Source organism: Blastococcus tunisiensis (assembly GCF_900112815.1).
Classification (GTDB): Bacteria; Actinomycetota; Actinomycetes; order Mycobacteriales; family Geodermatophilaceae; genus Blastococcus_B; species Blastococcus_B tunisiensis.
In genome coordinates, this window is the sequence record NZ_FOND01000024.1 from 29,382 (window position 1) to 50,502 (window position 21,121).

Here is a 21,121-nt window from a genome sequence, read left to right on the forward strand (position 1 = left end):
CAGAGCCCAGAACTCGTCGAGTTCTGGGCCCTGGTGGTTCGAGGCCCGTCGGCTCAGTCCTTGAGCAGGCCCTCTCGGAGCTTGGCCAGGGTCTGGCTGAGCAGCCGGGAGACGTGCATCTGGGAGATGCCGATGTCGGCCGCGATCTGCGACTGGGTCATGTTGCCGAAGAACCGCAGGATCAGGATGCGGCGCTCGCGGGCCGGGATGGTGGCCAGCAGCGGCTGCAGCGACTCGCGGTACTCCACGCCCTCCAGCGCGGCGTCCTCCTCGCCCAGCGTGGCCGCCAGGGTGGGGGAGTCGTCCTCGCCGCTGAGCCGCTCGTCCAGCGAGCTGCTCCGGTAGGCGTTGGCGACGGCGAGCCCCTCCAGCACCTCCGCGCGCGGGATGCCGAGGTGCTCGGCCAGCTCCGAGGGCGTCGGTGCCCGGCCGTTCTTCTGCGCCAGCTCGCCGACGGCGGCGTTGAGCGACAGGTGCAGCTCCTGCAGCCGGCGCGGCACGCGCACCGACCAGCCCTGGTCGCGGAAGTGGCGCTTGATCTCGCCGGTGATGGTCGGCACGGCGAAGGAGAGGAACTCCACGCCGCGGGTCGGGTCGAACCGGTCGATCGCGGCGATCAGCCCCAGCGTGCCCACCTGGAGCAGGTCGTCGAACGGCTCGCCGCGGTTGCTGAACCGCCGGGCGAAGTGCCGCACGAGCGGCAGGTGCTCCTCGACGAGGATCTCCCGCAGCCGCTCGCGACGCGGATCGTCCTTCTCCAGGGACGCCAGCTCGGCGAACAGCGGAGCGGTCCGCTCGGCACGGCGCCGGTTGTCCGACATCGGCGGGGCGTCGGCAGCGTCGGCCGCACCCTCCTCCGGGCGCGGGTCGGGCACGGCCTCGGGGTCGGCGGGCGGACCGGCAGCCGCCACCGCCTCCTCCGCCGCGGAGGGCTCGGTGGCCGGGACCGGGGCCTCGGACCTCTGGTCGGGCAGGGGAACCTCCACGACGGGGATCTCGTCGGTCGAGGGCGAACGGCTCACTGGGCGACCGAGAGGTCGTGGCCAGCCCCGCTTCCCAGCCCGTCCGGGTGGTGGCCCGGCAGGTACTTGTCCAGGGCGATGAGGCCGACCGGGGTCGGTGTGCCGTCGCCACCGGGGACGGCGTCCTGGGTCGAGCGCCGGGCGTCGACACCGTCGACGAGCGTGGCGAGGATCGCCCAGCCGAAGCCGTCACGGGGCACCTCGACGCCCTCGGCGGTGGGCACCCAGGCCTCGATGTGCAGCCCCGCCCGCGTGGTCTCGAAGATGACCGTCAGGGGGGCGTCGTCCGCACCGATCTGGCTGAGGGTCGCGCACGCCTCGTCGACGGCGAGGCGGAGGTCCTCGACCGCGTCCAGGTCGTAGTCCATCCGGATCGCCAGGTCACCGGCCATCGCGCGCACCGCGGGCAGCTGGGTCGCCGTGGTGGGCACCCGTAGCTCCAGTCGCTCCGCGCGTCGTCCGTCCTGCGCGAGGGCACCCCTCGAGTCCATCCGTCGTCCGCTCCTTCGTCGCCGGCGCCCGTCCGTCGGGCCGTGGCGTTCCATCCTGCCGGGCCCCTGGTCCGAGCCCGGCGGGCGCATCCGGTCGTACCGGCAGACGCCCAACCGCAGCGCGTTACCCGAGATCCGCGGCGGTCCAAACGTGGCGCATGCCACCCCCCAACCGTAGGCGTCGTCGCGGTTGCCGGGGCGGGCAGGCTGGTATTGGCTGGCCCGAGATGACCTCGAGCCTCGGCAGTCCGCCACCCCTCCCTGGGCCCGTCGGGGACGAGGGGATAGCCGTGCTGGTCGCGGCCATGGAGACGGCGCCGGCGGCGATGTACGTCTTCAGCGCCGCGGCCCCCGAACCCGTGTGGGTCAACGCGCGGGCGCGGGAGCTGGGGGCGGGACGCGCCGGGCTCCCGGTCGTCGACGGCACGCCGGTCGCGGACCTGCTCGAGGCGGTCCTCCGGACCGGGAAGCCCAGCACGATCTGCGGCCCGCTGGGTCCCGGGGGGCCCCCGACGACGGTGATGGTGCGCCCGCTGCGGGTCCGGGACGCCAGCGGGGCGATGGTGGTGGTCGAGCCGGAGGACGCGGCGACCGACACCTCGCTGTGGCCCACCCCGCCGGCCGACGGGGTGGAGCAGGCCCAGCTCTCCCTGCTCCCGCCGTCCCTGCCGTTGCTCCCCGACCTGCACCTGTCCGGCAGCTACCACCGCGCCTCGACCGAGCAACGGGCCGGCGGGGACTGGTTCGACACCGTCCCGCTCGGCGCCGGGCGGGTGGCGCTGGTCGTCGGCGACGCCGTCGGGCACGGGGTGCCGGCGGCGGGGGCGATGAGCCGGTTGCGGGGGGCCATGCGCTCCTCGGCGCTGCGCGACGCGGCCCCGGCCGCCGTCCTCGCGTCGCTGGACGCCTTCGCCGCGCAGATGGAGGACGTCGAGGGCGCCTCCGTCTTCTACGGCGTGCTCGACGCCGGAACCGGCGAGCTGGTCTACGCCGCGGCGGGGCACCCCCCGCCACTGGTGGTGGAGCCGGACGGGGCGACGCGGTTCCTCGCGGTGCCACCGCGGCCCCCGCTGGGCAGCCTCCCGGAGGCGGCCACGACGGTGACCCGGTTCGTGCTGGAGCGTGGCGCGACGCTGGTGCTGTTCTCCAACGGTGCCGTCGCCGGCCCCGCGCCGGAGGCCTCGGACCCGCTCGACCGGCTGGCCCACGTGGCAGCCGCGGTGGTCGCCGCCCCTGGCGCGCTGCAGGCCGAGGGCCCGGCGGAGCCGGCCGCGGCCATCGCCCAGGGGGTCCGCAACCCCGAGGGATGGGTGGACGACGTGGCGGTGCTGGTCGCCCACCGTCGCGACGACGCCCAGGAGCCGCTGCAGCTGGACCTGACCGCGGACCCGGCCGCCCTGCCGGGGGTGCGCCGCCGGCTCAGCCGCTGGCTGACCGCGCTCGGGATGGGCGAGCAGGACCGGGTGGGGGTCATGGTCGCGGTGGGGGAGGCGTGCGCGAACGCCGCCGAGCACGCCTACCGCGGCTCGGAGCCGGGCCCCATGTCGGTGACCGCCCGCGTGGACGTCGACGGCGTCCTGACCGTGACCGTCCGGGACGAGGGCACGTGGCGGCCGCCCGACCGGGATCCCGGCGACCGGGGCCGGGGGCTGCTGATCATGCGCCAGCTCGTCGACCGGGTCGTCCTCGAGGAGCAGGCGAAGGGCACGACGGTCACCCTCAACGTCCGGCTGCGGCGCAGCCCCGAGACCGACGAGGAGCGGCCCTCCGCGTCCAGCTCGGCCACCGTGACGGTGGACCGGGAGGGGCCACGACCGGTGGTCCGCGTGAGCGGGGCGGTCGACGAGTTCGGCGCCGAGCAGATGCGGATCCGCCTCCTGGAGGCCAGCCACGGTGGCACCGGACGGGTCGAGCTCGACCTCGTGGGGGTCTCGCTGTTCAGCAGCGCCGGGGTGCGCGTGGTACTCGCCGTCGCCCGCATCGGGCGCGACGAGGGATGGCGGCTGGTCGTGCACGCTCCGGAGGGCGGGATCACCCGCCACGTCCTGGAGATCAGCGGTCTCGGCGGTCTGGTCGACCTGCGCTGAGCCCGCCCGGGTGACATGCGGTGCGCGTCTCGTTTGCGGAGGCGCCCCCGTGCCCATCCTCCGGTCGTGAGACTTCGGCGCAGCGACGTCAACGGCCCCGGGTACCGACGTCGCCGGGCCGGCCGCGGCTTCGCGTACTACGACCTCGACGGCAGCCTGATCCGCGACGACCGGCTGGACCGCATCCGGGGCCTGGCCGTGCCGCCCGCGTGGAAGGACGTCTGGATCTGCCCCTGGCCCAACGGCCACATCCAGGCCACCGGCGTCGATGCGGCCGGTCGTCGGCAGTACCGCTACCACGACGAGTGGCGCACGAGGCGCGATGCGGAGAAGCACGAGCGGGTCCTGGAGATCGCCCGCGAGCTGCCCGACGTCCGGGACGCGGTCCACGCCGGCCTGCGCACCCGTGGGCTCAACCGGGAGCGGGTCCTCGCCGCGGCCGTCCGCATGCTCGACCTGGGGGCGTTCCGGGTCGGCAGCGAGCAGTACGAGGAGGAGAACGGCACGTACGGCCTGGCCACGTTGAAGCGGGACCACGTGTCGGTCCGCGGGGAGCGGACGTTCTACTCCTACACCGCCAAGGGCGGGGTCGAGCGCGAGGTGGAGATCACCGACCGGCCCACGGCCACCGTCGTCCGGCAGCTCCTGGAGCGGCCCGCGGACGCGGGTGAGGACCTGCTGGCCTACCGGACCGAGGACGGCGAGTGGCGGGACGTCACCAGCGCCGAGATCAACTCCTACCTCAAGGAGATCAGCGGCGCCGAGATCACCGCCAAGGACTTCCGCACGTGGACGGCGACGGTGCTCATGGCCGCCGCGCTGGCGGAAGCGACGCCGCCCGCGTCGAGGACGGCGCGCAAGAAGGTCATCAACGCCGCCTACAGGCAGGTGAGCGAGCAGCTGGGGAACACGCCGGCGGTGTGCAGGGCCAGCTACGTCGACCCCCGGGTGGTCGACCGGTTCGAGCACGGCGAGACGGTCGCCGATGCCCTCCGGGACGCCGATGCGGCTGTGACGTCCGGGGGAGGGGCCGACCGGGACACCCAGAAGGTCCTGGAGCAGGCGGTCTGCCGGTTGCTGTCCGCGTGAGACGACGAAGGGCCCCCGCCGTCCGGCGGGGGCCCTTCGTGCGGTCTCGTTCGGAGGCTCACCCTGAGCGTGCGAAGGGTGAGAGGAACGAGGTCCTTCGTCAGCGGGCGGTGCTGTCGGCGATCGTGAAGAGGTCGATCAGACCGGTCACCTCGAGCGGGCGGGTGACGGCACGCGTGGTGGCGATCAGCCGCAGCGCGACCTCGCGGGCACGGGAGGACTTCTGCGTCTCGACCAGCACGGCCAGCCCGGCGGAGCCGAGGAACTGGACACCGGAGAGATCGATGACCAGCTCGCGCGGCTGCTGCTCGAGCTGGGCGTCCAGGGTCGAACGGAGCACCGGAGCGGTGAACGTGTCCACCTCACCGACGACCGTCACCGTCACCACGCCGTCCTCACTGGTGGAGGTCGAGAGCGTGATCACGTCGTCGAAGGGTGCCTCGGTGCCCTCGGTCGACACGTCGGGCTGCCCCTCGGCGGGCAGGTCGGAAGTGGTCACGGACAGTGGCTCCTCTCGGCGGCAGTTCCCGGCGGCGGTGGCCGCACCGACAATCTACCGCTGTGCGGTCCGAGGCTCGTCGGCCCCGATCCCGCAGGTGGTGAACGAGTCTCGTGCCGGCGATCTTCCCGGTCGGCACGTCGCGGCTGCCTGCTGAACCGCGATTACAACGTAGACAACCGATCGCGGACGCGCCAACCCCGCCCCCCGGGTGGACGTCTGGAGGCGGGGTCGGGAGCGGCAGGGAGGCTCAGTCGCCGCTGAGGTGCACGGCCCCCTCCTCGGGGCCCTCGCCGCCGGCGGAGACGTCGGCGGCGGCCTCGACGTCGTCGGCCGTGCGGTTGGTGCCCGAATCGGTATCGGGAGTGGTGGAGGTGTCCTGCTCCAGCTGACCCACCGTGCGGTCGGGGTCCTCGGCCGGGCGGACGTCGAGGGCGTCGTCGGGCAGCTCGCGCTCCAGGCGGCCGGTGAGCGACTCGCCCGCGGCCTGCTCCGTCGAGGTGGTGCCGAAGTCGACGGTCGCGTTGGCGCGCTCGCCGGGCATCGGCGCGAACTCCGGGTCCTCGGCACGGTCCATGGTCGGGGAGTCGTCCTGCGCCACCTCGGGGATGCCGTCGTCCTCGGGGAACACGTCGCGGGCGGTCTGGCCCTCGGGCTGCGTCATCGTTCTGCCTCCTTGTCCGGCGGGATCCGCACCGGCCGCCGGGTCGTGCGCGGCTCGGCGGGACGGGGAACCGGTCGGCGACCGGCGTCTGGTGCGGCCCTACCCGTCGCCTGCCGCGGCATGCGCGGCTGTGGGACGGGGCACCTCTCGGGTCCGGCGGGCATGCGCGCACAGCCGCGGGGGTAGCGCGGCGGCATGGCGTTCGCAGACGAGGTCCAGCGGATCGGTGCCCCGGTCCGGCGGTGGGCCCGCACGCAGAAGCGGGAGTACACCAACGGCGAGGAACGTCCGCTGGCCGGCGACCTCGGCGCGATGGGCGTGTACGCCGGGCTGGTCGCGGCCGCATCCGCCGCCGTCCGGGCGTCGGGACGCGAGCTGCCCGAGCGGATCCCGGTGGGGGACGGGTTCCTGCTGACGGTGGCCACCTTCCGGCTCGCCCGCCGGATCGCCAAGGATCCGGTCACCGCACCGCTGCGGGCACCGTTCGTGCGCTTCGAGGGGGCGTCGGGGCACGCGGAGGTCGCCGAGGAGGTGCGCGAGCACGGCGGTGCGAAGCACGCGGTGGGGGAGCTGCTGACCTGCCCGTTCTGCCTGGCCCAGTGGGTGGGGACCGGGTTCGTGCTCGGCTACGTCGCCGCACCGCGGGCCACCAGGCTGGCCGCCCTGACGATGACGATGGTGGCCGGCTCCGACGTGCTCCAGTTCGTCTACGACGCCATCCAGAACGGCGGCCTGGAGCAGCAGACCGAGGGCGTCGAGCAGGCCTCCTCGTAGAGGCTCTCCCGGAGGGGTCCTTCGCCCGTCCGGGGGAGGAGCCGTGTCCGTCGACCTGCCGTGGGTACCGGCTCGGTCCTATCCTGGCGATCTTGGCCCGTTCGCGGGTTCTCACGCAGGTCCGGGGGGCCGGACGGGTAAGGGGCAGGCATGCGATCGATCTGGCGCGGGGCCGTCTCGTTCGGTCTCGTCAGCATCGGCGTGAAGCTGTACTCGGCCACCGAGGACAAGGACATCCGCTTCCACCAGGTGCACGCGGCCGACGGTGGCCGGGTCAAGTACAAGCGGGTCTGCTCGATCGACGGCGAGGAGGTCGAGTACAGCGACATCGCCAAGGGCTACGAGCTGCCCGACGGCCAGGTCGTCATCCTCACCGACGAGGACTTCGACGACCTGCCGCTCAGCACCCGGCGCGAGATCGAGGTCCTGCAGTTCGTCGCCCAGGACGAGATCGACCCGATCATGTTCGAGAAGACCTACTACCTGGAGCCCGACGGGCCGGCAGCCCGTCCCTACGTGCTGCTGCGCGACGCGCTGGAGAACGCCGGGCAGGTGGCCATCACCAAGATCGCCATCCGGCAGCGGGAGTCGCTGGCTGCGCTCCGGGTCCGGGACGGGGTCCTGGTCCTGCACACGATGCGCTGGCCCGACGAGATCCGCCGTCCCGACTTCGGCTTCCTCGACGAGGACATCAGCGTCCGGCCGCAGGAGCTGAAGATGGCCGAGGCGCTGATCGGGTCCATGACCGGGGAGTTCGAGCCGGGCGAGTTCACCGACGACTACCGCGAGGCCATGACCGCGCTGCTGGAGGCCAAGCAGAGCGGCGGCGAGGTCGCGCAGGTGCCCGAGGTGGAGGACACCGGCGGCGCGGTCGTCGACCTGATGAGCGCGCTGCGACGCAGCGTCGAGCGGGCCCGCGGCGGCGGCGCGGACGACGCCTCGGCGGACGACGCCTCGGCCGACGCGGAGCCGGCCGCCGAGGCATCCGCCGAACGGGCGCCGGCGAAGAAGGCGGCACCGGCGAAGAAGGCCCCCGCCAAGAAGGCGGCCCCGGCGGCGAAGAAGGCGACCACGGCGAAGAAGACGGCGGCGTCGGACAAGCCCGCGGCGAAGAAGGCTGCCGACAAGCCGCCGGCCAAGCGCGCCCGCCGCAGCGCCTGACGTGCCCGCGCGTCCGCGCGGCCGGCAGGAGGACCCGCTCGCCGAGTACCGCGCCAAGCGCGACCCGGAGCGCACGGCCGAGCCCGTCCCGCCGGCCGGCAGCCCGCTGCCGGAGGGGAACGACGACACCTTCGTCGTCCAGGAGCACCACACCCCGCGCGGGGCGACGGGGGAGCGGGTGCACTGGGACCTGCGGCTGGAACGCGACGGCGTCCTGAAGAGCTGGGCGGTGCCCAAGGGTCCCCCGACGGAGCGGGGGCCCAGCCGGCTCGCCGTCCCGACCGAGGACCACCCCCTCGAGTACGCGTCGTTCAGCGGCACGATCGCCGCCGGCGAGTACGGCGGCGGGCACGTGACCATCTGGGACGCCGGCCGGTACGCGACCGAGAAGTGGGACGACCGGCACATCATCGTGACCTTCGACGGACGCCGGCTGGCCGGGCGGTACGCGATGTTCCCGGTCGGCGACGGCGCCTGGAACATCCGCAAGCTCGACGCCACGCAGCCGCCCGCCGCCGTCGCTGCCGATGACGACCGCGCCGCCGTCGAGGTGCCGCTGCCCATGCTGGCCACCGCCGGGGAGCTGCCGCCGGCGGCCGAGGACGACCGCTGGGGCTACGAGTTCAAGTGGGACGGCGTGCGCGCCGTGGCCGCCGTCCACGGCGGGGAACTCGGCCTCACCTCGCGCAAGGGCACCGACATCACCGTCCGGTACCCGGAGCTGGCGGCGCTGCCCGCCGCGCTGGCAGGGCACGACGCCGTGGTCGACGGCGAGATCGTGGCCATGGACCCCCACGGCCGCCCCGACTTCGGCGCGCTGCAGAACCGGATGCACCGCACCGGGCCGGAGGTGCCGCGGCTGGCCGCGGCCAAGCCGGTCACCTACCTGGTGTTCGACCTGCTGGCCTGGGACGGCGAGGACCTGCTCGACACGCCCTACGCGGAGCGCCGCCGGCGGCTGGACGCCCTCGGCATCGCGGGGCACCGCTGGGTGTCCACGCCCTGGTTCCAGGGCGACGGGTCCGGGGTGGGCACCGGCGTGCTCGCCGCCAGCGAGGAGAACGGGCTCGAGGGCGTCGTCGCCAAGCGGCTGGCGTCGCCGTACCGGCCGGGCCTGCGCAGCCCGGACTGGCGCAAGATCAAGACGTTCCGCACCCAGTCGGTCGTGGTCGGCGGCTGGCGGCCCGGCCAGGGCCGGCGGGCCGGGACCATCGGCTCGCTGCTCGTCGGTGTGCCCGACGACGCGGGCGGGTTGGTCTACGTGGGCCACGTCGGGACGGGGTTCAGCGACTCCGACCTGCGCGAGCTGCAGCGGACGCTGACCACGCGGACGACGTCCCCGTTCCACGGCACGCTGCCGCGCGACATCACCCGCGACGCGCAGTGGGTCGAGCCCGACCTCGTCGGCGAGGTGGCCTATTCGGTCCGGACGGCGGAGAACCGGCTGCGGCACCCGGTGTGGCGGGGCGTGCGGGAGGACCTGGAGCCCGACGACGTGGTGGTCGAGCCGTGAGCGGACAGGGGTGTGAGCATCGCAGCGAGGAACCGGCGCACCGCGGGAGCGGACCGGTGACCCGATGAGCCCGGCGAAGCAGCGGGTCGAGATCGAGGGGCGGACGCTGCAGGTCTCGAACCTGGAGAAGGTGCTGTTCCCGGAGGTGTCGTTCACCAAGGCGCAGGTCATCGACTACTACGTCCGGGTCGCGCCCGTCCTCCTGCCGCACCTGGCCGGCCGCCCGGTCACGTTCACCCGCTGGCCCGACGGCGTCGAGGGGCAGACCTTCTTCGAGAAGAACAGTGCCCGGCACGCGCCGGAGTGGGTCCGGCGGGTGACCATCCCCAGCCCCGGGAGCTCGCGCGGCCGCGAGACCCTGGACATGGTCGTCCTCGAGTCGACCGCGGACCTGGCCTGGGCGGCCAACCTCGCCGCGCTGGAGGTGCACGTGCCCCAGTGGCAGGTGGACGACGACGGCGTGCCGCAGCTGCCCGACCTGCTGGTGCTGGACCTGGACCCGGGGCCGGAGACCGGGATCCTCGAGTGCTGCCTGGTGGCCGAGCGGCTGGGGGAGCGGCTGCAGGCCGACGGGCTGGACCCGGTGGTCAAGACGTCGGGCTCGAAGGGCATGCAGGTCTACGCCCCCATCGATGCCCCGATCGACCGCGAGCACCCCAGCCGATACGCCAGGCAGCTGGCCCAGGAGCTCTCGGCCGAGACGCCCGACGACGTCGTCTGGCGGATGGAGAAGGCGCTGCGGCCGGGCAAGGTGCTCATCGACTGGAGCCAGAACAACCCCGCCAAGACGACCGTGGCGCCCTATTCGTTGCGGGCCCGCGCGGGCGCCACCGTGTCGACGCCGATCGGCTGGGACGAGGTGGACGCGGTGCGCGACGGGTCGCTGGACCCGGCGGAGCTGCGCTTCAGCACGGACGACGTCCTGGCGCGGGTCGAGGAGTACGGGGACCTGTTCGACGTCGCCGGTGCCACCCGCGCCCCGCTGCCGGAGGCCTGAGTCCTCCCGCAGGCTGACCCACGGATCCGACGCAGGTCCGACGACGGGGCCGCCCCACGGGGCCACCCTGGGGACATGCTCGCCGAGCCGGTCGCCGCGTCGCCGTCCCTCCGTCGTCCCGAACCGCTGCCGTGGTGGGCGCTCGCCGGCGTCGTGCTGGTGGTCGGGCTGGGCGGCGGAGCCCTCACCGAGCACCTGCAGGGGGTGCTCGACGACCCGTGGGCCATGTGGGCGAACTCGGTGGCGGCCTGGTGCCTGGTCGCGTTCGCCGTGGGGGCGCTGGCGGTGCGTCCGCGGGTCGCGGCGGTCGCGGGGGTCGTCGTCGAACTGCTGCTGGTGATCGGCTACTACGTCACCCAGTCGGCGCAGGGGGTGCCGCACGCGACCGCGACGGCGGTCGGGTGGGCGCTCGCGGGGATCGTGGCGGGCATCGTGTTCGGCGTGGCCGGTGCGTGGTGGCGGGCGTCGGGCCCCCCGCGCAGCACCGCGTCGGTGGCGGTGCTCGCCGGCGTGCTGGTGAGCGAGGGCCTGGTGCGGGCGGTCCGCTTCCCGTGGCAGGGCCCCTCGGGCGTCCTCATGGCAGCTGCCGGTGTGGCGCTGGTCGTCGTCCTCGGCCGGTCGTGGCGGGAGCGGCTGGTCGTGGCGGGGCTGCTCGTCGCCGTCGTCCCGCTCGGTCTGCTGGGCGTCGAGATCGTGGACCGCCTCTTCGCCGCCTTCTGACCCCCGCCGCCGCGATGATCAGCTGACCTGATCATCGGGCGTCCTCCCTCACCGCCCACCGTGAGGGAGGACGCCCGACGATCAGGGAGGCTGATCGTGGCCGGGCCCGGAAGGGGGACGTCGAAGGTCGTTGTCGTGACTAGTCCAAGAACACCCGTGGGGGTGTCCGGAGAGGACGTCGAGCACCGGCAGACCCGGCCGCCGGATCGAGCCCGCCGTCGCCCCCGCGCTCTTCGAGCTGTGTGGAGCCCGTCGAATCCGCCCGGATGCGTACGAGCGCGGTTGTGGGCTCGGCAGGACCGCGTTCCTGCGCACGAGGGCGATCGGGGGGGTCGGCCCGATCGCCTAGTCGCGGGGGCGCTTGCGGTCCTGGTCGGCCAGGAAGCGCTCGAACTCCGCGCCGATCTCCTCGGCGCTGGGCACCTCGCCGCCGGAGAGCAGGTCGGTGCCCTCGCGGGCGGCGGCGAAGGAGTCGTACTGCTGCTCCAGCGCCGCCACGACCGCGGTGTTCTCCGGCGACCGGGCGATCTGCTCGTCGATCTCGGTCCGGTTGGCCTCCGCTGCCTCGCGGAGCGCCTCGCCCGGCAGGTGCAGGCCGGTCAGCTCCCCGAGGTGCTCGATCAGGGTGAGCGACGCCGCCGGGTAGGTGGCCTGCGCGAGGTAGTGCGGCACGTGCGCGGCGACCCCGAGCGCGTCGACGCCGGCCTCGCCCAGCCGCAGCTCCAGCAGCGCCGAGACGCTGCCGGGGATGCGCATCTCGCCCCAGTACACCGGGTACTTCTCGATCAGCTGCCGCCGGGTCGCGTGCGCGGTGACGGTGACCGGCCGGGTGTGCGGCACGGGCATGGGGATCGCCTGCAGCGCGACCACGCTGGTCACCCCGAGCCGCTCCACCAGTCCGGCGACGGCGGCGACGAACCGCTCCCAGGCGTAGTCCGGCTCGGCGCCGTGCAGCAGCAGGAACGTGCTGCCGGCGTCGTCCTCGACGGCGTGCAGCAGGATCTCCGGCGCGGCGAACCCCTCGTACCGGTCGCTGTTGAAGGTCATCCGGGGCCGGTGCGCCCGGTAGTCGACCAGGCTGTCGGCGTCGAAGCGCGCGATCACCTCGTGCGGCAGGCTGGCCAGCAGGTGGGCGCCGGCCAGCGTCCCGGCGTGCGCGGCGTCGAAGTCGCCGGCCAGGTCGTGCACGAGCACCAGTCCGGCGCGCTCCTCGGGCGCGCCGACCGCGGCCTCGCGGGCGAGGAAGGGCTCGGCCCCGGGGAGCAGCTCGACGAGCTCCTCCGGTCGTTGCGGCACGGTCGGACCTCCTGGCGCGTTCGGGCGGCCGGTGCGGCCGCTGCTGGCCGGTTCAGCCCCGGAGGACGCTCCGGCATTCCATGGTTCCCCCGAGGGGGTCAGGCGTCCGGCTCCTCGGCAGGTGCCACCTGCTCGCGGACCACCGTGGTGCCCTCCTCGTCGTCGGCGAGCTTCGCCCGGGTGCCGTCGTCGAACACCTCCGGCGACTTGCCGTCGAACTCGTCACGCACGTACCGGTAGATGACGGCGATCAGGGCCGCGACCGGCACCGCGAGGAAGGCGCCGATGATGCCGGCCAGGCTGCTGCCGGCGGTGACGGCCAGGATGACGACGGCGGCGTGCAGGTTGAACCCGCGGCCCTGGATGATCGGCTGCAGCACGTTGCCCTCGATCTGCTGCACGAGGATGACGATCCCCAGCACGATCAGCGCCGTCGTGAAGCCGTTGCTGACCAGCGCGATGAGGACCGCGAACGCGCCCGCCACGAAGGCACCGATGATCGGGATGAACGCGCCGAAGAACGTGAGGACCGCCAGGGGGATCATCAGCGGGACGCCGAGGATCCACAGGCCGATGCCGATGAAGAACGCGTCGATGAACCCGACCAGCGCCTGCTGGCGGATGAACTCCGAGAGGGTCGCCCAGGTCTTGTAGGACAGCGCCGCCACGTGCGGTGCCGCGCGGGGGCCGGTCTGGGCCGCCAGCCACGGGACCCAGCGCGGCCCGTCCTTGAGGAAGAAGAAGACCAGCACCAGGGCCAGCACCAGGGTGATCAGGCCGTTGCCCACGGCCGAGGCGCCGGTGAGGGCGTAGGACGCGATGTTCTGCGCGTTGCCCTGGATCGAGTCGATCACCGAGTCGACGGCGTCGTCGAACTGGCCCTCCTGCAGGTTGAACGGCGGCCCGCTGAGCCACTCCTGCACGTCCTGCAGCGCCGCGGTGGCGGCGTCGGCCAGCTCGGTCACCTGGTCGGCCACCTGCGGGGCGATCGCCGCCACGAGACCGCCCAGGGCGGCGAGGAAGGCCACGAGGACCGTGACGGCGGCCAGTGCCGGCGGCCAGCCGTGGTTGCGCAGGAACCGGGTCAGCGGCCAGAGCACCGTCGCGATGAGCAGGCCGAGGACGATCGGCAGCAGGATGGCCCACAGCTTGCCCAGCACGTACCCGATCAGGACCAGCGCCGCGGCGATGAGGAGCAGCTGCGCCGAGGCGAGGGCCAGGGTCCGCGAGGCCGACCGCATGCGGTCGGCGCGCTGGAAGGTCGGAGCGGGGGCGCTCGCGCGCGGCTCGGGTTCCGAGACGTCGTCCTCGCGGGCTCCGGGGCGTTCGGGCTCTGCGGGGGGACGGCCGGGGATGCGGAGCCTCATGGGCCGATTCCAGCACAGAAGGTGCGGGCGGACCGGTCGGAAACGATCACTGTGAGGAAGTCGTAGCGTCGCGGCATGCCGAAGACAGCAACCGCCGACCGGGTGGACCGCGACGCCCTCCTCGAGTTCCTGCGCCCCCGCCACCAGGCGGTGCTGGTCACCCGTCGCCGGTCGGGGGGCGTCCAGCTCTCCCCGGTGAGCTGCGGGGTGGACGGCGAGGGGCGGATCGTCATCTCCAGCTATCCACAGCGGGCGAAGGTGGCCAACGTGCGCCGGGATCCCGCCGTCTCGCTCTGCGTGCTGTCGCCGGACTGGAACGACGCCTGGGTGCAGGTGGACGGCGAGGCGGAGGTGCTCGACCTGCCCGACTCGGTGGAGCCGCTGGTCGAGTACTACCGCTCCATCAGCGGGGAGCACCCGGACTGGGACGAGTACCGGGCGGCGATGAGCCGGCAGGGGAAGTCCCTGATCCGGGTGACGATCACCGGGTGGGGCCCGATCGCGACGGGTGGTTTCCCTCCCGAGGTGGTCGACAAGGTGTGAGCCTTGCTCGGACCCGGGAAAGGTGCCAGACTTTACGCATGCCGTACGTGCTGACCGTGGACCAGAAGGCCAGCCGGCGCAGTCCCGACCGCGTCGGCGAGACACTGCGCGAGCTGAACGACGCCGTCCCGGCGCTCCTCGGCTTCGAGCGGACGGCGGGGGACGAGTTCCAGGGCGTCCTGGCGGACCCGGACGAGGTCGTCGACGTGGTGCTCCGGCTGGTCCGCGCCGGCGGGTGGAGCATCGGGATCGGAGCGGGCCCGGTGCAGACACCGCTGCCGCCCACCACCCGGGCCGGTGCCGGTCCGGCCTTCCTGTCCGCCCGGCGAGCGGTCGACGCCGCGAAGCAGCGGTCCGCCCGGCTGGCCGTCCGGGGAGCCGAGCCGGGCGACGCCGGTGACGCCCAGGCGGTGCTCAGCGCCCTCGCCGTCGTCGTCGACCGGCGCAGCGACCAGGCCTGGGAGGCGATCGGGCTGGTGAGCGACGGGCGCACCCAGGCCCAGGCGGCGACGGAGCTCGGCATCTCACGGCAGGCGGTCGGCCAGCGGCTGGCCGCCGGCCTGTGGGACCTCGAACGTGACCTGCGCCCGACGGCGGCCCGGTTGTTGACCCGCGCGGCAGGATGAACCGGCCATGAATGCCGCCGTCGTCGTGCTGCTCGGCCTCACCGCCGCCGCCGGACTCCTGCTCACCGCCTGGGGCGAGCGTGCCCGGCCCGCGTGGGTCGCCGTCGTCCCGGGCGCCCTGCTGGCGCTGGCCGGCGCGCTCGCGTGGGCGGGAGGGGACGCCTCCGCCGGCCTGTCCGAGGCGGCGGCCGTCGCGGGCGTCCTCGCCGCCGTGGGGGGCGGCGGTCCGGTCGCCACCGCGGTCCTCCAGCTGGCCGATCCGGCGGAAGCCGGTGTCCGCGGCGGCCCGCAGGACCCGGAGATCCTCCGCGGCGGCGCATGGATCGGCATCCTGGAGCGGGCCGCCGTCGCCGCCTCTCTGCTGGCCGGTTCGGCGGAGGGACTGGTCGTCGTCCTGGCCGTCAAGGGGCTCGGGCGGTACGCGGAACTGCGCAGCCCGGCGGCGTCCGAGAGGTTCATCCTCGGCACGCTGGCCAGCGCCCTCTGGGCGGCGGCCTGCGTCGGCGTCGCCGTGCTGGTCCGCACCTGAGCGCGGGTACGCCGAGCGGGACCGGCAGCGGACCCGCAGAATCACCGGCAGTTCCGACGCCGTTCTGGGAGGCCCCGTGTCCGAGTCGTCCGCCGGCGGTGGCATCCGCAACCGCGATCTGCTGACGATCTACTGCAACGACCACCTGGCGGCGTCCGTCGGGGGGATCCAGCTGGTCAAGCGGATGCTCGGCCTGCACCGGGGGTCCCGCTACGAGGAGCCCCTCCGCGCACTGCTGGCCGAGCTGCACGAGGAGAACGACGCCCTGGCCGGCCAGATGGCCGGGATGGGCATGCCGGTCCGCCGGTACAAGCAGCTGGGCCTCTGGGTGGGGGAGAAGATCTCCCGGCTCAAGCTCAACGGCCGGCTGATCTCGCGCTCGCCGCTGAGCTCGCTGGTCGAGTTCGAGTTCCTGGCGTCCGCGGTGCGGGCCAAGCGCAGCGGCTTCGAGACCCTGCGCGAGGTCGCCGACATCGACCACCGGATCGATCGCGAGCTGGTCGACCGGCTGGTGGACCAGGCCAACCGGCAGCACGAGTGGCTGACCCACGCCCGCCGCGAGGTGGCCGCCGACGTGTTCGGTGGCCGGCCGCAGGCCGCCGACGAGGCGGCCCACGACTGAGACCGGGACGCGGACCACGCGCGCTACCGCTAGGAACGAGCCATGTGCCACGACCACGACAGCCGCCCGCCCCCACCACCGCGCGGCGGTGACGTCGCCGAACGGGGCGTCCTGTCGCTGACCGCCGCCGACGGCACGTCCTTCTCCGCGGCCTACGCCGCACCCGCCGCACCCGCCGGTGCCGGCGTGGTGCTGCTCCCGGACGTCCGGGGGCTGCACCCGTTCTACGTGGCCCTCGCCGGCGAGTTCGCCCGGGCGGGGCTGCCCACCGTCGCGATCGACTACTTCGGCCGCACGGCGGGGGTGGCGGACAGCGGCGTCCGGGAGGCCGGCTTCGAGTGGCAGCCGCACGTCGAGGCGATGACCCCCGAAGGGGTGGACGCCGACCTGGCGGCGGCGATCGGCTACCTGCGCGAGCGGGCCGGCGCCGGGCTCCCCGTGGTCACCGTGGGCTTCTGCCTCGGCGGCAGCATCTCCTGGCGGCAGGCCGGCGGAGACCTCGACCTGGCCGGCTGCGTCGGCTTCTACGGCCGGCCCTCGCTCGTCGGGGACGCCGCGGGCCGGGCGCACCTGCCCACGGTGATGGTGATCGCCGGGGACGACGCGGCGACGCCGGTGGCCGACCAGCTCGCTCTGGCCGACGCGATGCGCTCGGGCGGGGCGGACGTCGACGCGGTCGTCTACGACGGCGCACCGCACTCGTTCTTCGACCGGGCGTACGGCGAGTGGGCCGATGCCTGCCGGGACGCCTGGGAGCACGTGCTGGCCCTGACCGACCGCGTCGCGCAGCGCCCGTGACCGCGGGCGGCAGCCGACCGCCCCGCCCGACCTAGGCTGGAGCGGTGACTGGTGAGCCGATCGATCCGGGTGTCATCGAACTGGCCGGGCGGGTGTTCGACCTGGGCCGGGGCGGGCACACCGAGGAGCTGGCCGGCTACCTCGACGCCGGGGTCCCGGTGAACCTCACCAACGACAAGGGCGACACCCTGCTGATCCTGGCCGCCTACCACGGGCACCCAGAGACGGTGGGAGCGTTGCTCGACCGCGGGGCCGACCACTCCCGCGCCAACGACCGCGGGCAGACCGCGCTGGCCGCCGCCGTCTTCCGGCAGTCCGCCGGGACGGTGACCCGGCTGCTGGCGGCGGGCGCCGATCCCGACGCCGGCGGTCCCAGTGCCCGGGCGACGGCACAGTTCTTCGAGCTCCCGGCGATGGCGGAGCTGCTCGACGCGACGTAGCACCTGCGCCGCCCGGGTGTGCGCACCCGGCAGCATGGGGACGGTGGACGGCGTGGTCGGGGGCGACCGGAGGGGAGGCGGCATGGCGGTACGACCGGACGCCGGTCCTGCCCACCCGCGGACGACGGAGCACTCCGAGCGGCAGCTGCCGGCCGACGACCTGCCCGTCGAGGGGGACCGCGACGCCGCGCCGACCGGGGACCGCGCTCCGGGCGCCGGTGGGGCCGCGCCGATCGAGTCCCCGCTCACCCCGTCGGGCATCCCGCGCTGGTTCCTCCTGCTCGCCGGCCTCGCCGCGGCCACCATCGCCGTCGCGGGGGTGCGGGCGATCGCCTGGCTGGTCGCACCGGTGCTCCTCGCCCTCGTCGTGGTCGTCGCCCTCGCTCCGGTGCAGAGCTGGCTGCGCCGGCTGGGCGTGCCCCGGTGGCTGGCCACGACGGTGCTGCTGCTGCTCGTCTGGACGGTGCTGCTGGCCTTCGTGACGATGCTCATCGTCTCCGTCGCCCAGTTCGCCGCGCTGCTGCCGGACTACGCCGACCGCGCGGAGATCCTGATCAACGACGTCGTCCGGGAGCTCAACGACGCGGGCATCGTCTCCGGGCAGCTCTCCGACCTGGTGCGCCAGATCGACTACGGCCAGTTCGTCGGCCTGGCCACCGACCTGCTGGGCCGGCTGACCAGCGCCGCGAGCACACTGGTGCTGCTGCTGTCGGCGCTGGTGTTCATGGCCATCGAGTCCAGCGGCTTCCCGCGGCGGATGGCGCTGGTGGGGGAGGACCGCCCGCACCTGCCGGTCGCGATGACGCTGTTCAGCCAGGGCACCCGCAGCTACCTGCTGGTCAGCACGGTGTTCGGCGCCATCGTGGCCGTCGGCGACTGGATCGCGCTGGCGATCATCGGCGTGCCGGCGGCCGGGCTCTGGGGGCTGCTGGCCTTCCTCACCAACTACGTGCCCAACATCGGCTTCGTCCTCGGCGTGGTGCCGCCGGCGATCCTCGGGCTGCTGGCCGGCGGGTGGGGCGAGCTGGTCGCCATCGTGGTCGTGTACTCGCTGCTGAACTTCGTCGTCCAGACGCTCATCCAGCCGCGGTTCGTCGGCGACTCGGTCGGGCTGTCGATGACGGTCACCTTCCTCGCGCTGCTGTTCTGGGGGTGGGTGCTGGGTGCCCTCGGCGCCCTGCTCGCCATCCCGCTGACCCTGCTGGTCAAGGCGCTGCTGGTGGACGTCGACCCGCGCGGGCACTGGCTGGACGCGCTGCTGCGGGAGGAGCCGCGGGCCCCACGCACGATGCGGGCCAAGCGCCGCATGCACGCCCGCCGCGCCGCGCTCGCCTCGGTCCGCCGGGCGCACCACCCCCGTCGCCCGGTGACGCCGTCGGGCACCGATCCGGACTGACCGGCGCCGGGAGGCCCGCCAGCACCGGGTGGTTCGTGCCGCCCGCAGCGGACGAGGGGCTCGACCGGGTGGACGTCGTCCGTGGGGACGCCGGTACGGACGGGGCGGCGCCGGGCGGGTGAGCGCCCCCGGTCCGTGCACCGGCCCGTGCCGTGCGGTAGACCTGGCAGGCCCGATCCCGTTCCCACCAGGAGGTCCTCCCCGTGCTGGAGAGCATCGGCTATGCAGGCGCCTACACCGGGGTCGGCATCGCGCTGCTGGTCCTGGGCTTCTACGCCCTCGACCTGCTCACCCCGGGCCACCTCGGCCGGCACATCTACGAGGACCGGTCGGTCAACGCCGCCCTCACCCTCGCCGCCGGGTTCCTCGGCCAGGGAGCCATCGTCTTCGCCAGCATCTGGACGAACGCCACCAGCGGCTTCGGGGAGGCGCTGCTCTACACCGTCGTGTTCGGCGTCCTCGGCGTCCTGCTGCAGGCGGTGGCGTTCCTGGTGCTCGACCTGATCACCCCCGGCCGGCTGGGCGCGCACCTGACCGACCGCGACTTCCACCCGGCCAGCCTGGTGAGCGCGGCCGTCCAGCTGGCGGTGGCCGCGATCATCGTCGCCTCGATCTGGCCCTGACCGACGCCGTGGGCGCGCGGAGGGACGGCGTCACCCGGACCGTGTGACGGCCGGCGCGGTACCCGCCAGTAACGTGTCGGGGGCAGCTCTCGGTCCGTCGCGGGGAGGACCCGCGGACGGCTGCCGCATCCGACGTGAGGGGAACATTCATGAGCGAGGCAAGCGCCACCCGGGTGGCCATCGTGACCGGGGCCGCGCGCGGCATCGGTGCGGCCACGGCCGTGCGCCTGGCGCAGGACGGGTTCGCCGTCGCCGTCCTGGACCTGGACGAGGCCGCGGCCAAGGGCACCGTCGAGACCATCGAGGCCGCCGGCGGGCGTGCCCTGGCCGTGGGCGCCGACGTGAGCGACTCGGCGCAGGTCGAGGCCGCCGTCGAGCGGATCGCGAGCGAGCTGGGCGGCCCCACGGTGCTGGTGAACAACGCCGGCGTCCTGCGCGACAACATGCTCTTCAAGATGTCCGACAGCGACTGGGACATCGTCATGAACGTGCACCTGCGCGGCGCCTTCCTCATGACGCGGGCGGCCCAGAAGCACATGATCGAGGCCAAGTGGGGCCGGGTCGTCAACCTGTCGAGCACCTCGGCGCTGGGCAACCGCGGCCAGGCCAACTACTCCACGGCGAAGGCCGGCCTGCAGGGCTTCACCAAGACCCTGGCGATCGAGCTGGGCAAGTTCGGCGTCACCGCCAACGCCATCGCCCCCGGCTTCATCGAGACCGAGATGACCAAGGCGACCGCCGAGCGCATGGGCATCCCGTTCGACGACTTCGTCAAGGGTGCCGCCGCGCAGATCCCGGTGGCCCGCACGGGCAAGCCCGAGGACATCGCCCACCTGGTGTCCTTCTTCGTCAGCGAGGGCGCCGGCTTCGTGTCCGGCCAGGTCGTCTACGCCGCCGGCGGCCCGAAGGCGTAGCAGCCACTGGGGCCCGGGACGCCCGCGCGGCGCCCGGGCCCCAGCCCGTTCCACCCCGAGGAGAGCGCATGTCCGACGACGTCGTCCTGGTCGAGCGCCGCGGTGCGGTGCAGGTGGTCACGATCAACCGGCCGCAGGCACGCAATGCCCTGGACGCGGCCGTGGCCCGCGGGGTGGCCGACGCCGTCGACGAGCTGGACGCCGACGACGACCTGCGGGCCGGTGTGCTCACCGGCGCGGGCGGCTTCTTCTCCGCCGGCATGGACCTCAAGGCCTTCCTGCGGGGCGAGACCCCGGCGATCGCCGGGCGCGGCCTGTGCGGGATCACCCGCACACCACCGCGCAAGCCGCTGATCGCCGCTGTCGAGGGCGGCGCGCTCGCCGGCGGGTTCGAGCTGGTCCTGGCGTGCGACCTGGTGGTGGCGGGCCGGACGGCGCGCTTCGGGGTGCCGGAGGTGAAGCGCTCGCTGGTCGCGGCCGGTGGGGCGGCACTGCTGCTGCCCGAGCGGGTGCCCCGGGCGCTGGCACTGGAGCTGCTGCTGACCGGGGAGCCCGTGGACGCCGAGCGGGCTGCGGCCGTCGGGCTGGTCAACCGCGCCGTCGACGACGGGACGGCGCTGGACGCGGCCGTCGAGCTGGCCGGCGTCGTCGCGGCCAACGGGCCGCTCGCGGTGGCCGCCACGAAGGCGATCGTGCAGTCCGCTCCCTCGTGGGCCCCGCAGGAGATCTGGGACCGGCAGGACGAGATCGTGGGTCCGGTGTTCGCGTCGGAGGACGCCCGCGAGGGGTCCGCCGCGTTCGCCGAGCGCCGTCCGCCCGTCTGGCGGGGCCGCTGACCCGACCCGGCCATGATCAGGGAACCTGATCATCGAGCGTCCTCCCCCACGGTGCACGGTGAGGGAGGACGCCGTGCGGTGGGGGAGGACGCCGTGCGGTGGGGGAGGACGCCG

General features: G+C 74.1%; 23 protein-coding genes. 17 read left to right on the forward strand and 6 right to left on the reverse strand.

Annotated elements, in window-relative coordinates; genetic code table 11:
• Window positions 1–53: 53 nt before the first annotated feature.
• The gene (locus BM142_RS21360; RefSeq protein WP_092203069.1) at window positions 54–1,022 is read right to left on the reverse strand and encodes an RNA polymerase sigma factor SigF; all 969 of its coding nucleotides are present in this window, start codon (window positions 1,020–1,022) and stop codon (window positions 54–56) included.
• On the reverse strand, window positions 1,019–1,453 hold the full coding sequence (locus BM142_RS21365; RefSeq protein WP_254791128.1) for an ATP-binding protein: 435 nt from the start codon (window positions 1,451–1,453) through the stop codon (window positions 1,019–1,021). Before BM142_RS21365 ends, BM142_RS21360 begins: the two co-directional genes overlap by 4 nt.
• Before the next feature lie 350 nt (window positions 1,454–1,803).
• On the opposite strand from BM142_RS21365, the gene BM142_RS21370 reads away from it, so the two are divergent.
• Together BM142_RS21370 and BM142_RS21375 are read left to right on the forward strand one after the other, a co-directional pair.
• Window positions 1,804–3,600 (forward strand): SpoIIE family protein phosphatase, encoded by a 1,797-nt coding sequence (locus BM142_RS21370; RefSeq protein WP_254791129.1) that lies wholly within the window; start codon window positions 1,804–1,806, stop codon window positions 3,598–3,600.
• 66 nt (window positions 3,601–3,666) lie between these two features.
• Complete coding sequence (locus tag BM142_RS21375; protein ID WP_254791130.1) at window positions 3,667–4,689, forward strand: DNA topoisomerase IB; 1,023 nt, start codon at window positions 3,667–3,669, stop codon at window positions 4,687–4,689.
• A 100-nt stretch (window positions 4,690–4,789) separates the two neighbouring features.
• Here the strand turns inward: BM142_RS21375 and BM142_RS21380 are convergent, their stop codons facing one another.
• Both BM142_RS21380 and BM142_RS21385 read right to left on the reverse strand, forming a co-directional pair.
• Window positions 4,790–5,188, reverse strand: a complete 399-nt coding sequence (locus BM142_RS21380) for an STAS domain-containing protein (protein WP_092203076.1) — start codon at window positions 5,186–5,188, stop codon at window positions 4,790–4,792.
• Window positions 5,189–5,438: 250 nt separating this feature from the next.
• On the reverse strand, window positions 5,439–5,852 hold the full coding sequence (locus BM142_RS21385; RefSeq protein WP_092203078.1) for a hypothetical protein: 414 nt from the start codon (window positions 5,850–5,852) through the stop codon (window positions 5,439–5,441).
• 195 nt (window positions 5,853–6,047) lie between these two features.
• On the opposite strand from BM142_RS21385, the gene BM142_RS21390 reads away from it, so the two are divergent.
• The 5 genes from BM142_RS21390 (at window position 6,048) to BM142_RS21410 (ending at window position 11,017) form a co-directional block, all read left to right on the forward strand.
• Window positions 6,048–6,626: a DUF1360 domain-containing protein gene (locus tag BM142_RS21390; protein WP_092203080.1), complete on the forward strand. Its 579-nt coding sequence runs from the start codon at window positions 6,048–6,050 to the stop codon at window positions 6,624–6,626.
• 150 nt (window positions 6,627–6,776) lie between these two features.
• The gene (gene ku / locus BM142_RS21395) at window positions 6,777–7,787 is read left to right on the forward strand and encodes a non-homologous end joining protein Ku (protein WP_092203082.1); all 1,011 of its coding nucleotides are present in this window, start codon (window positions 6,777–6,779) and stop codon (window positions 7,785–7,787) included.
• Between the two features lies 1 nt (window position 7,788).
• A complete protein-coding gene (ligD, locus tag BM142_RS21400) occupies window positions 7,789–9,300 on the forward strand; it encodes a non-homologous end-joining DNA ligase (protein WP_092203084.1) in 1,512 nt (503 codons plus the stop codon).
• A gap of 64 nt (window positions 9,301–9,364) precedes the next feature.
• Complete coding sequence (ligD, locus tag BM142_RS21405) at window positions 9,365–10,297, forward strand: non-homologous end-joining DNA ligase (RefSeq protein ID WP_092203086.1); 933 nt, start codon at window positions 9,365–9,367, stop codon at window positions 10,295–10,297.
• Between the two features lie 75 nt (window positions 10,298–10,372).
• Window positions 10,373–11,017 (forward strand): DUF6518 family protein, encoded by a 645-nt coding sequence (locus BM142_RS21410; protein WP_092203088.1) that lies wholly within the window; start codon window positions 10,373–10,375, stop codon window positions 11,015–11,017.
• Between the two features lie 345 nt (window positions 11,018–11,362).
• Here the strand turns inward: BM142_RS21410 and BM142_RS21415 are convergent, their stop codons facing one another.
• Together BM142_RS21415 and BM142_RS21420 are read right to left on the reverse strand one after the other, a co-directional pair.
• The gene (locus tag BM142_RS21415) at window positions 11,363–12,313 is read right to left on the reverse strand and encodes a proteasome assembly chaperone family protein (RefSeq protein ID WP_092203090.1); all 951 of its coding nucleotides are present in this window, start codon (window positions 12,311–12,313) and stop codon (window positions 11,363–11,365) included.
• Between the two features lie 98 nt (window positions 12,314–12,411).
• Entirely contained in the window at window positions 12,412–13,680 is a 1,269-nt protein-coding gene (locus tag BM142_RS21420) for an AI-2E family transporter (protein WP_092203092.1), read from the reverse strand.
• Window positions 13,681–13,755: 75 nt separating this feature from the next.
• Here BM142_RS21420 and BM142_RS21425 point away from each other — a divergent pair, with 75 nt between their 5' ends.
• From BM142_RS21425 to BM142_RS21470, 10 genes are all read left to right on the forward strand, one after another.
• Window positions 13,756–14,223: a PPOX class F420-dependent oxidoreductase gene (locus tag BM142_RS21425; protein WP_092203094.1), complete on the forward strand. Its 468-nt coding sequence runs from the start codon at window positions 13,756–13,758 to the stop codon at window positions 14,221–14,223.
• A gap of 38 nt (window positions 14,224–14,261) precedes the next feature.
• Window positions 14,262–14,849 carry a hypothetical protein gene (locus BM142_RS21430; RefSeq protein WP_092203096.1) on the forward strand — a complete coding sequence of 196 codons (588 nt, stop codon included), beginning with the start codon at window positions 14,262–14,264 and terminating at the stop codon, window positions 14,847–14,849.
• A gap of 7 nt (window positions 14,850–14,856) precedes the next feature.
• Window positions 14,857–15,378 carry a hypothetical protein gene (locus BM142_RS21435; protein ID WP_092203099.1) on the forward strand — a complete coding sequence of 174 codons (522 nt, stop codon included), beginning with the start codon at window positions 14,857–14,859 and terminating at the stop codon, window positions 15,376–15,378.
• Window positions 15,379–15,454: 76 nt separating this feature from the next.
• Window positions 15,455–16,000: a hypothetical protein gene (locus tag BM142_RS21440; protein ID WP_092203101.1), complete on the forward strand. Its 546-nt coding sequence runs from the start codon at window positions 15,455–15,457 to the stop codon at window positions 15,998–16,000.
• A 42-nt stretch (window positions 16,001–16,042) separates the two neighbouring features.
• Window positions 16,043–16,798, forward strand: coding sequence for a dienelactone hydrolase family protein (locus BM142_RS21445; protein WP_092203103.1), 756 nt, complete (start codon window positions 16,043–16,045; stop codon window positions 16,796–16,798).
• Between the two features lie 44 nt (window positions 16,799–16,842).
• The gene (locus tag BM142_RS21450) at window positions 16,843–17,238 is read left to right on the forward strand and encodes an ankyrin repeat domain-containing protein (RefSeq protein WP_092203105.1); all 396 of its coding nucleotides are present in this window, start codon (window positions 16,843–16,845) and stop codon (window positions 17,236–17,238) included.
• An 82-nt stretch (window positions 17,239–17,320) separates the two neighbouring features.
• A complete protein-coding gene (locus tag BM142_RS21455) occupies window positions 17,321–18,634 on the forward strand; it encodes an AI-2E family transporter (protein WP_092203107.1) in 1,314 nt (437 codons plus the stop codon).
• A gap of 203 nt (window positions 18,635–18,837) precedes the next feature.
• Window positions 18,838–19,257, forward strand: coding sequence for a DUF350 domain-containing protein (locus BM142_RS21460; protein WP_092203109.1), 420 nt, complete (start codon window positions 18,838–18,840; stop codon window positions 19,255–19,257).
• Window positions 19,258–19,406: 149 nt separating this feature from the next.
• Window positions 19,407–20,171 (forward strand): 3-oxoacyl-ACP reductase FabG, encoded by a 765-nt coding sequence (gene fabG / locus BM142_RS21465; RefSeq protein WP_092203111.1) that lies wholly within the window; start codon window positions 19,407–19,409, stop codon window positions 20,169–20,171.
• A 68-nt stretch (window positions 20,172–20,239) separates the two neighbouring features.
• Window positions 20,240–21,007: a crotonase/enoyl-CoA hydratase family protein gene (locus tag BM142_RS21470; protein WP_092203113.1), complete on the forward strand. Its 768-nt coding sequence runs from the start codon at window positions 20,240–20,242 to the stop codon at window positions 21,005–21,007.
• The last annotated feature ends 114 nt before the right edge of the window (window positions 21,008–21,121 follow it).